10 protein-coding genes and 1 pseudogene are annotated in these 14,057 nt (G+C 74.2%); 9 read left to right on the top strand and 2 right to left on the bottom strand.

Annotation, left to right across the window (positions count from 1 at the left end; genetic code table 11):
- Nucleotides 1–44: 44 nt before the first annotated feature.
- From ACZ63F_RS03685 to ACZ63F_RS03675, 3 genes are all read left to right on the top strand, one after another.
- On the top strand, nt 45–161 hold the full coding sequence (locus tag ACZ63F_RS03685) for a SapB/AmfS family lanthipeptide (protein ID WP_093506696.1): 117 nt from the start codon (nt 45–47) through the stop codon (nt 159–161).
- 85 nt (nt 162–246) lie between these two features.
- Nucleotides 247–1,953: an ABC transporter ATP-binding protein gene (locus ACZ63F_RS03680; RefSeq protein ID WP_469708319.1), complete on the top strand. Its 1,707-nt coding sequence runs from the start codon at nt 247–249 to the stop codon at nt 1,951–1,953.
- Nucleotides 1,950–3,686 carry an ATP-binding cassette domain-containing protein gene (locus ACZ63F_RS03675; protein WP_469708317.1) on the top strand — a complete coding sequence of 579 codons (1,737 nt, stop codon included), beginning with the start codon at nt 1,950–1,952 and terminating at the stop codon, nt 3,684–3,686. The genes ACZ63F_RS03680 and ACZ63F_RS03675 overlap by 4 nt, the downstream gene beginning before the upstream one ends.
- Here the strand turns inward: ACZ63F_RS03675 and ACZ63F_RS03670 are convergent.
- Nucleotides 3,663–4,271, bottom strand: coding sequence for a response regulator transcription factor (locus tag ACZ63F_RS03670; protein ID WP_469708315.1), 609 nt, complete (start codon nt 4,269–4,271; stop codon nt 3,663–3,665). The two genes, ACZ63F_RS03675 and ACZ63F_RS03670, sit on opposite strands and share 24 nt — an antisense overlap.
- Nucleotides 4,272–4,589: 318 nt before the next feature.
- Here ACZ63F_RS03670 and ACZ63F_RS03665 point away from each other — a divergent pair, with 318 nt between their 5' ends.
- Entirely contained in the window at nt 4,590–6,746 is a 2,157-nt protein-coding gene (locus ACZ63F_RS03665; RefSeq protein WP_469709317.1) for a SpoIIE family protein phosphatase, read from the top strand.
- Between the two features lie 96 nt (nt 6,747–6,842).
- Here ACZ63F_RS03665 and ACZ63F_RS03660 read toward each other — a convergent pair whose 3' ends face one another.
- Nucleotides 6,843–8,261, bottom strand: a complete 1,419-nt coding sequence (locus ACZ63F_RS03660; protein ID WP_469708313.1) for a S1 family peptidase — start codon at nt 8,259–8,261, stop codon at nt 6,843–6,845.
- Nucleotides 8,262–8,468: 207 nt separating this feature from the next.
- Here ACZ63F_RS03660 and ACZ63F_RS03655 point away from each other — a divergent pair, with 207 nt between their 5' ends.
- From ACZ63F_RS03655 to ACZ63F_RS03635, 5 genes and pseudogenes are all read left to right on the top strand, one after another.
- Nucleotides 8,469–8,882 carry a PaaI family thioesterase gene (locus ACZ63F_RS03655; RefSeq protein WP_469708312.1) on the top strand — a complete coding sequence of 138 codons (414 nt, stop codon included), beginning with the start codon at nt 8,469–8,471 and terminating at the stop codon, nt 8,880–8,882.
- A gap of 509 nt (nt 8,883–9,391) precedes the next feature.
- The gene (locus ACZ63F_RS03650) at nt 9,392–9,607 is read left to right on the top strand and encodes a type A2 lantipeptide (protein ID WP_093506685.1); all 216 of its coding nucleotides are present in this window, start codon (nt 9,392–9,394) and stop codon (nt 9,605–9,607) included.
- Between the two features lie 100 nt (nt 9,608–9,707).
- A complete protein-coding gene (locus tag ACZ63F_RS03645) occupies nt 9,708–10,514 on the top strand; it encodes a hypothetical protein (protein ID WP_469708310.1) in 807 nt (268 codons plus the stop codon).
- Complete coding sequence (locus ACZ63F_RS03640) at nt 10,511–12,733, top strand: NHLP family bacteriocin export ABC transporter peptidase/permease/ATPase subunit (protein WP_469708308.1); 2,223 nt, start codon at nt 10,511–10,513, stop codon at nt 12,731–12,733. Before ACZ63F_RS03645 ends, ACZ63F_RS03640 begins: the two co-directional genes overlap by 4 nt.
- A 1-nt stretch (nt 12,734) precedes the next feature.
- Nucleotides 12,735–14,057: pseudogene (locus ACZ63F_RS03635) on the top strand (NHLP bacteriocin export ABC transporter permease/ATPase subunit); the annotation flags it as partial.

The raw sequence follows: 14,057 nt of genomic DNA, 5'->3' as shown, positions 1-14,057 counted from the left end.
CGACAACACCCGGGGGGCCGCTCGGTCCCCGGAAAGGACACGCTATGGCACTGCTCGACCTGCAGACGATGGAGTCCGAGGAAGGTCACGACGGCGGCGGCGCCAGCACGGTGAGCCTGCTGTCGTGCGTCTCGGCGGCGAGCGTCCTGCTCTGTCTCTGACCGGCACCACGACACCGGCTCCGGGCGGCCCCCTCCTTCGGGACGGGGTCCGTCCGGGGCCTTCGCCGATACGAGGGCTGCCGCGATGACCCGACCCCCGCACCGCGACCCGATGCGCACCGCCCTGCGCCACGCCGGGGCGCGCTGCGCCGCCCTGTGCCTGGCGAGTACGGCGGCCACGATGGCGGGGCTCCTGCTGCCCGCGGTGCTGGGCCACGCTCTGGACCTGTTGCTGGCGGGCGCCCCGGCGGCCGCGTGGGTGGTGCGGGCCGCCGGCCTGGTGCTGCTGCTCGCCCTGCTGGACGGCTGCGCGAGCGTGCTCGCCGGGACCGTCGACGCGCGCGCCACGGCCGGGCTGCGCAAGCGGGTCACCGGGCACGTGCTGGCGCTGGGCCCGCGCGCGGCGGCCCGGTTCGGCGCCGGGGACCTGGCCGCCCGGCTGGTCGGGAACGCCGCGCAGGCCGGGACCGGGCCCGCCGCCCTCGCCGCGCTCCTCGCGGCCCTCGCCGGTCCGGTCGGCGGGGTGGTCGCGCTCGGTCTCGTCGACCCGTGGCTCGCGGCCGTGTTCCTGGCCGGGGCCCCCGTACTCGCCCTGCTGCTGCGGGCGTTCACCCGGGACACCTCGGCGTGCGTGGCGGAGTACCAGCGCGCGCAGGGAAGGATCGCGACGGCGCTGGCGGAGGCGGTCGACGGCCACCGGACGATCGTGGCCGCCGGTCTCCAGGCCCGGGAGGCGGAGCGCGTGCTGCGCCCGCTGCCCGGTCTCGCCCGCGCCGGGCACCGCATGTGGCGGGTGCAGGGCCGGGCCGCCGCCCAGGCGGTCACCGTGGGCCCGCTGCTCCAGCTCGCGGTCGTGGCGGTGGCCGGCCTGCTGCTCGCCCGGAACCGGATCTCGGTCGGCGAGGTTCTCGCCGCCTCCCGCTACGCCGTCCTCGCGACGGGCGTCGGCGTGCTGGTCGGACAGCTCGCCGCCACCGCCCGGGCGCGCTCCTCCGCGACCCGCCTCGCCGAGGTGCTGGCCCTTCCCGCGCCGGCCCACGGCACCCACCCGCTCCCGCCGGGCCCCGGCCGCCTGGAACTGCGCGAGGTCACCGCCCGCCGGGGCGGCCGCACGGTCCTGGACGGCGTCGACCTGGACGTCCCCGGCGGCACCGCCCTCGCCGTCGTCGGCCGTTCGGGCACCGGCAAGTCCCTGCTGGCCGAACTCGCCGGCCGGCTGGCCGATCCGGACGCCGGGGAGGTCCTGCTGGACGGCGTCCCGCTGCCCGCGCTCCGCCACGACGCGCTGCGCCGGGCCGTCACCTGCGCCTTCGCCCGCCCGGCCCTCCTCGGCCGGACCGTCGCGGACACCATCGCCCTCGGCCTCACCACCCCCTCCCCCGCCGAGATCCGCGCCGCCGCCGCCAAGGCCCAGGCGGACACGTACATCCGCCGCCTCCCCGACGGCTTCGCGACCCGGCTCACCGACGCCCCCCGCTCCGGCGGCGAGTCCCAGCGCCTCGGTCTGGCCCGCGCGTTCGCACACCCCGGCCGGCTGCTGATACTCGACGACGCCCTCTCCAGCCTGGACACCGTCACCGAACACCGCGTCACCGCGGCCCTGCTGGCGCCCGGTCCGGGACCGACCCGGCTGATCGTCGCGCACCGCCCGTCGACCGCGGCCCGGGCCGACGCGGTGGCCTGGCTGGACGGCGGCCGGGTGCGGGCGGTGGGGACCCACGCGGAGCTGTGGCGGGACCCGGAGTACCGGGCGGTGTTCGGGGCGCGCGCGGCCGAGGGCGCGGCCCGGTGACCGCCCCGCTGCTCCGGGTGGGCCGGGCCGCCCCGCTGCTCCGGGTGGACCGGGCCGTGCCGGTGCTCCGGGTGGACCGGGCCGTGCCGGTGCGCCTGGTGTGCTGGTCGCTGCTGGAGGCCGGGCAGACCTTTCTGCTCGGCTACGCCCTGGCCCGCGCGCTCGACGCCGGGTTCCTGGCCGGGGACGCGCGGACCGGGCTGTGGTGGCTGGCCGCGGCCGCGGGCGCGGTGGTGGCGGGGGCGTACGGGACCCGGCGGGTGTACGCGGTGGTGGCCGACCTCGTGGAGCCGGTGCGGGACCGGCTGGTGGCGGGGGTGGTCGCGCGCGGGGTGCGGGAGGCCGACCCCGGGGCGCTGTCCGGGCTGACCCAGCAGGCGGAGATCGCCCGGGACACCCTCGCCGGGCTGGTTCTGGTGTCCCGGTCGTTCGTGTTCACGGCCGCCGGCGCGCTCACCGGGCTGTGCGCCCTGGCACCGCCGCTGCTGCTCGTGGTGCTGCCCCCGCTGCTCGCCGGCCTGGCCCTGTTCGCGGCGACGCTGCGCCCGCTGGCCCGCCGTCAGGAGGCCTTCCTGGCCGCCGACGAGGCGCTGGCGGCGGAACTGGGCGAAATGGGCCCGGGGTTGCGGGACGTCACCGCGGCGGGAGCCGAGGAACAGGTCGCCGCGCGGACCGGGCAGCGGGTGGACGCCGAGTTCCGGGCCGCCCGGGCGCTGGCCCGCTGGAGCGTCGTGCGGGTGGCGGCGCTCGCGGTCGGCGGCCAGCTGCCCCCGGTGCTGCTGCTCGCCGCCGCGCCCTGGCTGCTCGCCCACGGCGTGACCGCGGGCGCCCTGGTCGGCGCGCTCGCCTACGTCACGCAGTCCCTTGTGCCCGCCCTGCAGAACCTGGTGCACGGCCTGGGCACCGGCGGGGCCCGTCTCACGGTCGTCCTGCGCCGGCTCCGCCCGCCCCCGGATCCCGGGCCGTCCCCGACGCCGGCCGCGGAGGTGACCCCCGGCACCCCGGCTCTCTCGTTCTCCGCCGTCACCTTCTCCTACGGCCCGGCGAGCACCCCAGTCCTCGACGGACTCGACCTCGTCGTCCCGTGCGGCGGTCACCTCGCCGTCGTGGGCCCGAGCGGGATCGGCAAGTCGACGCTGACCGCGGTGGCCGCCGGGCTGCTGCACCCGGCGCACGGCGCGGTCCGGGTGTGCGGCCATCCCGTGCCGGGGGCGCGGGCGGCCGCCCTGCGGGTGCTGATCCCGCAGGAGGCGTACGTCTGCACGGGCACCCTCGCCGAGAACCTGGGGCTGCTGCGCCCGGACCCCGTCCCGGGTCCTGAACTGCTGGCCGCGGCCGAGAAGGTCGGGCTCACGCCGCTCCTGGACCGGCTGGGCGGTCCGGACGCCCCGGTGCGGCCGGCGGCACTGTCCGCGGGTGAGCGGCAGCTGATCGCGCTCACCCGTGCCTACCTCTCCCCCGCCCCGCTCGCCCTTCTCGACGAGGCGACCTGCCACCTCGACGCGGAGGCCGAGGCCCGCGCCGAGACGGCGCTCGCCACCCGGCCCGGCGGCACGCTGGTGGTCGTCGCGCACCGAATCGACTCGGCCCGCCGTGCCCGGCGGATCCTGGTGATGGACGGCCCCCGCACGGCCTACGGCACCCACGAGGACCTGCTGCGGACCTGCGCCCTCTACCGGGAGCTGGTGGCGCCGGGCGAGGCCGCCGGGTCACAGCCACCCCTCGCCCTGTGAGATCCGGATCGCGTCGACGCGGTTGCGGGCCCCGGTCTTGCGGGTGATCGCCGCCATGTAGTTGCGTACGGTCCCGTGCGACAGGTGCAGGCTGCCGGCGATCTCCGCGATGGACGCCCCGCCGGCCGCCAGTTCCAGCACGCTCAGCTCCCGTCTGGTGAGCGGGATCTCGGCCGCCCGCAGGAAGCCGAAGCCCAGCGAGTCGTCGACGAAACGTTCCCCCTCGGCGGCCCGCCGGATCGCCTGCACCAGCCGTTCCGGCGCGCCCGCCTTGTCGACGTAGCCGAGCGCTCCCGCCTCGGCCGCCCGCTTCAGCAGCCCCGGCCTGTTCGCACCGGCAAGCACCACGAGCCGCGGCGCGGACGGACCGGGCTCGGCCGGCCGCAGGTCCGCCAGCGGCGGCACGCCGTGGGTGCCGGAGCTGTCGAGGTCCGCCGCGCACACGTCGGGCCGCACCGCCCGGACCCGCCCCCATGCGCCGTGCCACGGCGTGTCGTCCACGCTCAGCCCCGGTTCCCGGCGTAACCACTCCGCCAGGACCGATCTCACCAGACACACGTCGTGCACCAGGAGTACCCGGATCACCGCCGCCCCCCTCAACCAGACCTACGTCGGTTCTTCCGTTCAAGGTGTGGAACGCGTGCCCCATTGTTGGCGCCGTCCACCGTGCATGGGCGCGAAGATCCGGCCATCAGGGTGCGCGGGGGCGCACGCCCGGCGCTCGTACCCCGCCCCGCGCTTCGGCTGCGGGGGAATGTGCCGAGGCGAACGGGGTACACCGGGCCGGCCCGGTGCGGGGGCCCGCGCGGCTCTCGCCGTGCGCCGGTCGCCGCCACGAGGGAGCCTTGATCCCAGGACGCGACGCGCGGCCGGACGAGGAGGTGGTCGGGCGTGTCCGACGGGATGGGGGCGCCTCCGGCCGGGACGGAGCCCGACGCCGGGGTGCCGGCGGCCGCCGGCAGCCGCTCCGGCAAGCCGCTGCTGTCGCTGGCGCTGGCCGCCATGATGGAGGAGGTCCAGGCGCACTCCGGCGCGGTCTACCTGCTCGCGGCCGACGAGCCGGTCCTGGAGATGTCGGTGACGGCGGGACTGCCCCGGGCCTTCGCCGCGCCGTGGGAGCGGGTCGGGCTGAGCGCGCCGATCCCGGTCGCGGACGCGGCGCGCGAACGGCGGCTGGTGTGGGTGGGCGGCGAGGAGGACATGGCCCGCCGGTACCCGCGCATCGCGGTGGTGCTGCCGTACGCGTTCGCGCTTGCCGCGCTCCCCGTGGCGACGGCGGACACCCTGTACGGCGCGGTGTACGTGACCTGGCCCGGCGCCCATCCGACGGTGCTGTCCGACCGGGAGCGGGAGTCGCTGACCTCGGCGTGCGACCGGCTGGCGGTGCGGCTGGACCGGGTCGCCCGGCAGAACCGTCCGCTGCGCACCGAACCGGATCTGCTGGCGGCACCCCCCTCGGGGGTGGCGGGCACGTTCGGCACGGTGGAGGCGGCGCGGATGGTGGGGCGGCTGCCGTACGGGCTCGCCTCGCTCGATCTGCACGGCCGGGTCGCCTTCGCCAACGGGGCGGCGGCCGAACTGCTCGGTGTGCACGTCGACGATCTGCTGGGCACCCAGCCGTGGGTGTCGGTGCCGTGGCTGAACGACCCGATGTACGAGGACCGCTACCGGGCGGCGCTGCTGAGCCAGCACGTGACGTCGTTCGTGGCGCTTCGGCCGCCGGGCGACTGGCTGTCGTTCCGGATGTATCCGAGCACGACCGGGCTGACCACCCGGATCAGCCGGGCGCGGGCGGTCGCCGAGATGGTGGGGGCGACACCGCGCGCGGACTCCGCGCCGGCGCACCGGCTGGTCACCATCTCACAGGTGCTGAGCCTGGCCGGGGCGCTGACCGAGGCCGTCGGGGTGCAGGACGTCGTGCAGCTGGTGGCGGACGAGGTCGCCCCGTCCGTCGGCAGTCAGGCCGTGGTGGTGCTCGGCTCGCGGGGCGGGCGGCTGCACGTGCTGGGGCACCGCGGGTACGAGGAGCCGCGGACCGTGGAGCGCTTCGACGGCCTCCCGCTGGCCGAACGCACGCCCGGTACCCATGTCCTGAACACCGGCGTGCCGGGGTTCTTCGAGTCGAGGGAGCAGCTGGAGCGGCTGTATCCGGACCGGCACGCCACCCCGGACGGGTTCGCCGCCTGGGCGTACCTGCCGCTGATCGCGTCGGGCCGCCCGGTGGGCACCTGTGTCCTCGCCTACGCCGAGCCGCACGCCTTCCCGGCCGACGAGCGTGCCGTGCTCACCAGCCTCGGCGGGCTGATCGCGCAGGCGCTGGAACGGGCCGTGCTCTACGACGCGAAGAACCAGCTTGCGCACGGTCTGCAGGCGGCCCTGCTGCCGCGCTCGCTGGCCCCGCCGGCCGGCATCGAGGCGGCCGCCCGCTATCTGCCCGCCATGCACGGCATGGAGATCGGCGGCGACTTCTACGACCTGGTGCCCACCCGGCCGCTGGCCGCGGCGGTGATCGGGGACGTACAGGGGCACAACGTGACGGCGGCCGGGCTGATGGGCCAGATCCGCACCGGCGTACGGGCGTTCACGAGCGTCGGGCAGGCGCCGGAGGAGGTGATGTGCAGCACCAACCGGCTGCTGATCGACTCCGGCGCCGAGCTGTTCGCGAGCTGTCTGTACCTGCGGCTGGACCCGGAGCGCGGACGCGCGGTGATGGCGCGGGCGGGGCATCCGCCGCCGCTGCTGAGACGTCCGGACGGGCGGGTGCGGGTCCTCGACCTGGCCGGGGGCCCGTTGCTGGGCATCGACTCGGAGGCGACGTACCCGACGACCGAGGTGTCGCTCGCACCGGGCTCGGTGCTCGCCCTGTACACCGACGGGCTGGTCGAATCCCCCGGCGTGGACATCGAGGACGCCCTGGTCGGACTCGGGGAACTGCTCTCGGAGAACGGCGACCAGCCCCTGGACCGGCTCGCCGACACGCTCGTGCGGCACAGTGCGGCGGCGCAGGAGCGTGTCGACGACGTCGCGGTGCTGTTGCTGCGGGCCGAGGCCGACGGCTGACCTGCCGCCGGCGGCGATCCGGTCCGGCCCTCCCGCCGGAGGGCCGGACCGGGCACCGTCGGCGGGCAACCGCCGGCAGGCCGTGCGCGGGGTGGGTCAGTGGGACGACGAGGTGGTGTCGGCGCCGGTCCCGGACTGGTCGCCGGTGCCCGTCCCGTCACCCGTGCCGGACTGGTCGCCGGTTCCGGTGCCGGTGCCGGTTCCGTCCCCGGTGCCGCTCTGGTCGCCCGCGGTGGCGGACGGGTCGGCGGTGCCGCCGATCTGGTCGCCGCCGGCCTGGTCGCCGGCGCCGTTCTGGTCACCGGCGGTGGCGGACGGGTCGGCCGTGGCGCTGCCGTCACCGGCACCCGCACCCGCACCCGCACCCGCGTCACCGAGGGTCGCGCCGGTCGCCTGCAGGGCGGCGGTCACCGGCTGGAAGAAGGTCTCACCGCCGGAGGTGCAGTCGCCGCTGCCGCCGGAGGTCATGCCGACCGCGCCGCCGTCCTGCGTGAACAGCGAGCCGCCGCTGTCGCCGGCCTCGGCGCAGACGTTGGTCTGGATGAGGCCGGTGACGGTGTCGACGCCGTTGGGGTCGGTCTCGCTCTGGAAGTTGACGGTGGCGTCGAGGCCGGTGACCTGGCCGTCGTGCAGCCCGGTGGTGGAGCCCATCCGGAACACGGTCTCGCCGACGGTGGCGTCGACGGCCTGGTTGATGGCGACGGTCTGGCCGTTGCCTATGTTGACGTCACTGGTCGTCTGGGTGGTGGGGTCGTTGTACTTGACGAGCGAGAAGTCGCCGTTGCCGGGGAACTGGGCCTGGTCCACGGTGGCGATGGGCTGGCCGGTCTCGGAGTCGGACCAGTCCTTGGCCGCGACACCGCAGTGACCGGCCGTCAGGAAGGCGGGGCTGCCGTCCGAGGCGGTCACGTTGAAGCCGAGGGAGCAGCGGACGGTGCCGTTCTGCACCTGGGAGAAGATCGCGTCGCCGCCGGAGACGAGGGTCTTGAAGGTGCCCGACGACTTCTTGAGGGTCGCCATGTTCGAGCCGAGACCCTGGACCGTCGACTGCAGGGTGTCCCACTTGGCGCCGGTGACGGTGCTGTCGGCGCTGACCACGACCTTGTTGGTCTTCGGGTCGACGGCCCAGGCCGTGCCCGGGATGGTCGCCTTGGTCTTCAGGGTCTTGGCGACGGCCTCGAGTGCCGAGGTGCTGTTCTGCACCTGCCGCACGACCGCGCCGGCCTGTTCCGCCTGGGCGATCACGTTGTTGTCGCCGTTGACGACGTTGACGACGAGCTGCTGCTTGGCGCTGTCGTAGTACGACCCGGCGAAGGCCTGGCCGAGGAGCTGCTGGAGCTGCGCGGCGAGGTTCGAGGCGCCCGTGGCCTTCAGAGTCTTGGGGGCAGCGGTGGCGCCGGAGGCGTTGTCCTGGGACGCGTTGGCCATCGGCAGCAGGAACGCCGCAGCTCCGAGCGCGGCGACACCGCCCACCGCGATCGCGGCCTTGCGCTTCGGAATTCGCTTGTGACTCAAACTTCTCGACCTCCAAGGGACGGAGTGTCTGCCGTTGCGGGGCAGTCGTTCGTGAGCGGCGCCTGGGTGGCCATAGGTACGGGCGGGTCACGTGGTGCGTTCAATTCCGTTTGCCAACTTCCTTGACCCGGTGATGAATCGGCCATGGCGCGCCCGTGGAAGTGACGGTGCGCGTGCCGGGCGGCCGGCCCGGGAACAATCCCCCATATGACGATGACCACCGCCGAAGCCGACAAGATCCTCTCCGCCAACTTCGCGCCCTGGGTGCTTGATCTCGGGCTGGCCGTCGAGGCGCTGGGCGAGGACCGGGCCGTGCTGCGTCTGCCCTGGTCGGAGCGGCTGTCCCGGGAGGGCGGCGGACTGTCGGGGCAGGCGCTGTTGGCGGCGGCCGACACGGCGACGGTGATCGCGGTCTCGGCGGCCCGGGGCGGCTTCGTGCCGATGACGACGGTGCAGCAGTCGACCTCGTTCCAGCGTGCGGTGACCGGTTCGGATGTCCTGATCGAAGCGGTGCTGACCAAGCTGGGCCGCCGGATGGCGTTCGCCGACATCACGATGAGCGATCAGCGGTCGGGGGCGGTCGCGGCTCGGGCGAGCACGGTGTACGCACTCCTGGGCTGACCGCGCGCACCGTCCGCCGCACAGAAGAACACGGTCAGCAACCGATCATTCACGGTCCGTCGCGATCACGGACTGGAACCATTGCTTCAGGGAATCTGCACATCCAATACCCAAGCGGGTCACGGGAAGCGGCGGATCTGCACAATCGCGCGCCCCGCGTCGTGCCCTTGGCCCGGAGTGCCGGATTCGCCGCCGGGTGGGCAAGCGGTGCGGCGGGGGCGAAGTCGTGCGCCTTGTGAAGGAGTCGCCGACAAGCGGTGCGCGCGCCTGCACGGTTGCGCCCTTGTGGGACTCAAGTTCCCAGGTGAGACGCATGGTTGATTGGAAGCGCGACCCGTGGGCGTGCTTTGATCCATCGCACCGCGGGCCGCGAAGGGCTACCGGAAACGGGCGCCCGGCGCTCGCGGTCGCGGCCGTCCGCTCGTCCCCCCAAGGGCCGTGTTCGTCCTGAAGGGCGTCGGGGGGCCGCTCTCCCCCTTGTGAATATCCATATGAAGGGAAGTTCCATCATGAACTCCACCCCCCAGGTTGAGACCGTCGAGATCTCCGACGCCGAGCTCGACAACGTCTCCGGCGGTCTGTCCCTGAACGCCGTCGGCACCGTCACCGGCCTGGTGGACGGCGTTGCCCCGGTTTCCGGCCTGGTCAACACGGTCGTCGGCACCGTCGAGGGTGTCACCGGCCTGAACACCCAGCCGGTCACCAACCTGGTCGCCGGTCTCTGATCGCACCTCGTTGCCGCTGAGTCCCGGAGCCGGATCCCGGCCCCGGGGCTCTCGGGCGTTCTGAAACACCCGTGTCTCTCCCCTAGGTGAGGGAAGTTCCGTGCAGTTCCGCCAACAGGCCCTCGCCAAGCTCCAGTCACCGGAGGAGCTCGACCTCCCGGTGCGGTTCGCCCGTCCGCAGGGCTGGCTCGCGCTGTCCGTCTCCGTCGTCGTGATGGCGGCGGCCTCGGTGTGGGCGGTGACCGGTTCGGTCGCCTCCACGGTGAGCGCACAGGCCATCCTCACCCACGGGCAGGGCAGCTACATCCTGCAGAGCCCGGTCGCCGGGCAGGTCACGGCGGTCCTCGCCGAGCAGGGCGAGCGGCTGCCCGCGAACTCCCCCGTCCTGAAGGTGCACACGAGCCAGGGCGACTCCGTCGTGCGCACGGTCGCCGCGGGCCGGATCAGCGCGCTCGCCGCGACCATCGGGCAGATCATCCAGACCGGTACGAACGTCGCCGCCGTGGAGAAGGTCGCCCACGCCTCGGACCCGCTGTACGCGACGGTCTACGTCCCCGCCGAGAACGCCTCGTCCATCCCCGCGAACGCCCCGGTCGACCTGACCGTGTCGTCGGTGTCGACGCAGGAGTACGGCGTGCTCCGCGGCCATGTGAAGTCCGTGGACCGCGCCGCCCAGTCGGCCCAGTCGATCTCGGCGTTCCTCGGCGACAGCCAGCTCGGCGACCAGTTCACCAAGAAGGGCCGCCCGGTGGCCGTACTGGTCCGGCTGGACCCGTCGAAGAAGACGAAGAGCGGCTACCGGTGGTCCTCGGCGGACGGGCCGCCGTTCAAGCTCGACTCCATGACCCTGGCCTCGGGTTCGATCCGGCTGGCCGACCAGCGTCCCGTCGATTGGCTGCTCCCGTGACCACCGCCCAGGAGACCCGCGGCCGCCGGCGCGCCGCGCCGCCCAAGCGTCCGGTTCCCAAGGGCCGTGGCCGGACGGTCCGTACGCCCACCGTGCTCCAGATGGAAGCCGTCGAGTGCGGCGCCGCCTCCCTCTCCATGGTCCTCGGCCACTACGGCCGCCATGTCCCGCTGGAGGAGCTGCGCATCGCGTGCGGTGTCTCCCGCGACGGCTCACGCGCCAGCAACCTGCTGAAGGCGGCCCGCAGTTACGGCCTCACCGCCAAGGGCATGCAGATGGACCTGGCCGCCCTCGCCGACGTGCAGGGTCCGGCGATCCTGTTCTGGGAGTTCAACCACTACGTCGTCTACGACGGCATGGGCCGCCGCTTCGGCCGCCGGGGCGTCTACATCAACGACCCCGCCAAGGGCCGCCGGTTCGTGCCGATGGAGGAGTTCGACGGCAGCTTCACCGGCGTCGTCCTGGTCCTGGAACCGGGCGACGGCTTCGAGCGGGGCGGCCGGCGCCCCGGCGTCCTCGGCGCCATGCCCGCCCGGCTGCGCGGCACCGCAGGCACCATGCCGGCCGCCGTCCTGGCCAGCCTCCTCCTCGTGGTCGTCGGCGCGGCGCTGCCCGCGCTCAGCCGCCAGTACATCGACCTGTTCCTCATCGGCGGCCAGACCTCGCTGCTCACCGTGCTGTTCGCCGCGATGGGCACCTGCGTCCTGCTCACCCTGGTGCTGACCTGGCTGCAGCAGGCGAACCTGCTGCACGGCCGCATCGTCTCCTCCACTCTCTCCAGCGCCCGCTTCCTGCGCCACCTGCTGCGCCTGCCGGTGACCTTCTTCGCCCAGCGCAGCCCGGCCGACCTGGTGCAGCGCCTCCAGTCCAACGACCAGGTCGCCGAGACCCTGGCCCGCGACCTCGCGGCGGCCGGCGTGGACGCCGTGGTCGTCGTCCTCTACGCCGTGCTCCTCTACACCTACGACGTCCAGCTCACCTTCCTGGGCATCGGCGTGGCCCTGCTGAACATCGTGGCCATGCGGCTCGTCGTACGGCTGCGCGCGACCCGGACGGCGAAGCTGCGCGCGGACACCGCCCGGCTCACCAACACCTCCTACACCGGCCTCCAGCTGATCGAGACGATGAAGGCGACCGGCGGCGAGGACGGCTACTTCCGCAGGTGGGCCGGGCAGCACGCGGCCACCCTGGAGGAGCAGCAGCGGCTCGGCGTGCCGAGCGCCTGGCTCGGCGTGGTGGCCCCGACACTCGCCACCGTCAACAGCGCCCTGATCCTGTGGATCGGCGGCATGCGGGCGGTCGAAGGGGGTATCTCGGTCGGCCTCCTTGTCGCCTTCCAGTCCCTGGTCACCCGCTTCACCGCCCCGCTGACCCGGCTCAACGGCGTCGCGGGCCGCATCCAGGACTTCGCCGCCGACGTGGCCCGCCTCAAGGACGTGGAGAACTTCCAGGCGGACCCGGTCTACGCGCGGCCCGGCGCGGGCGACTCCACCCGGCGGCTGCAGGGCCATGTGGAGCTGGAGAACATCAGCTTCGGCTACAGCCCGCTGGACAAGCCCCTGCTCACCGGCTTCGACCTCACCGTCGGCCCCGGCCGCCAGGTCGCCCTGGTCGGCGGCTCGGGCAGCGGCAAGTCCACCGTCTCCCGGCTGATCTCGGGCCTGTACGCCCCCTGGGAGGGCGTGATCCGCATCGACGGCCGGCGTCTGGAGGACATCCCGCGCGGCGCGCTGGCCGCCTCCGTCTCCTTCGTCGACCAGGACGTCTTCCTCTTCGAGGGGTCGGTCCGCGACAACGTGGCGCTGTGGGACCCGTCGATCCCGGACGAGGCCGTGGTGGAGGCGCTGCGCGACGCGGCCCTGTACGACGTGGTGGCGCGCCGGCCCGGCGGGATCCACAGCAGGGTCGAGCAGGACGGCCGCAACTTCTCCGGCGGCCAGCGCCAGCGCCTCGAGATCGCGCGGGCGCTGGTGCGCCGGCCGAGCATCCTCGTCCTCGACGAGGTGACCAGCGCGCTGGACGCCGAGACCGAGCTGACCGTCATGGACAACCTGCGGCGCCGCGGCTGCGCCTGTGTCGTCATCGCGCACCGGCTGAGCACGGTCCGCGACAGCGACGAGATCGTCGTGCTCCAGCACGGCACGGTCGTGGAGCGCGGGCGGCACGACGAGCTGGTGGCACACGGCGGGGCGTACGCCGCGCTGGTCAGGGAGCGATGAGATGACGACCGTGGACCAAGGCGACCTCGTACTCGGCGCGTTCGGGGCACTGGGCAACCGGATCGACTGCACCGGCTTCACCCGCCTGGACCTCGAAGGCCCGCAGGTGCTGTGGCTGGTGGCGTCCGGCGCCCTCGACCTGTTCGCGGTGGACGCCGAACAGCAGGGCCACTGGCACCACCTGGGCCGCCTGGAGGCCGGCGCGCTGCTGCTCGGCCCGGTCGCGGGACCGCAGCACACCCTGGTGGCACGCCCGTTGCGGGACTGCGTCGTGCACCGCATCGGTCTGCGCGAGCTGTACCAGCCGTCCCACACCCAGACCTGGTCCTACGACGAGTACGGCACCCCCCAGTACGTACCGCCGACCACGAGCCCCCTGGAGTACGCGCTCGCGCTCGGCGTCGGCCGCGGCCTGTCCGTTCTCTTCCAGGCCCCGATGACCGACGGCGAGCGGGCCGCGGCCCCCACCGACGACGACGTCTTCTGGATGCAGGTGCCCCCGGGCAGCGTGCAGTACGGCTCGCTGTACGGCGCGGAGGCGGCCGCCGACCTGCTGATGGACCCGGCGCTGTGGCAGAGCATGGTCGATCAGCAGTACCGGCTGCTCACCACCCTCGACCGGTGGATCGAGCAGCTGGAGCGCACCCACGAGACGCGTACGGCGGCCGGCATCAGGGCCGGCGAGGCGGTCCGGGCCCAGGCCGACCGCACGCTGCTCGCCTCCATCGGCAAGGCGGCCAAGCGCACCACGGCCGCGGACGCCGACGCCTCCTACGCGGCCTGCAGGCTGGTCGCCGAGGCCGCGGGCATCACCCTCGCCGAACCCGCGCAGAGCGGCACCGAGAGCGACCGCATCGACCCGGTCGAACGGGTGGCCCTCGCCTCCCGGGTCCGCACCCGGGCGGTACGGCTCGACGGCCGCTGGTGGCACGACAACGTCGGCCCGCTGGTCGGACACCGCGCCCTGTCCGGCGCTCCCGTGGCGCTGCTGTGGCGGCGCGGCGGCTATGTGGCCGTCCATCCGTCGACCGGCCGTGAGACCCCGATCGAGAAGGCGAACGCGGCGGAGTTCGAGCCGCGCGCGGTGATGTTCTACCGGCCGTTGCCCGACGAGGCGCTCAGCCCGCTCGGCCTGCTCCGGTTCAGCCTGCGCGGTACGCGCGGCGACCTGGGCAACCTGCTGCTGGCCGGGCTGGTGACCGTGGGGGGCGGCGGCCTGGTGGCGACCGCCACCGGAAGGGTGCTGGGCGACCACGTGCCAAAGGCCCAAACGGAACCTACTGTGCAGGTGTGTCTTGCGGTGATTATCAGCACGGTGGTGTTT

The organism is Streptomyces sp. NPDC104761, assembly GCF_055583445.1.
This window is presented reverse-complemented; position numbering and strand designations above follow the sequence as displayed.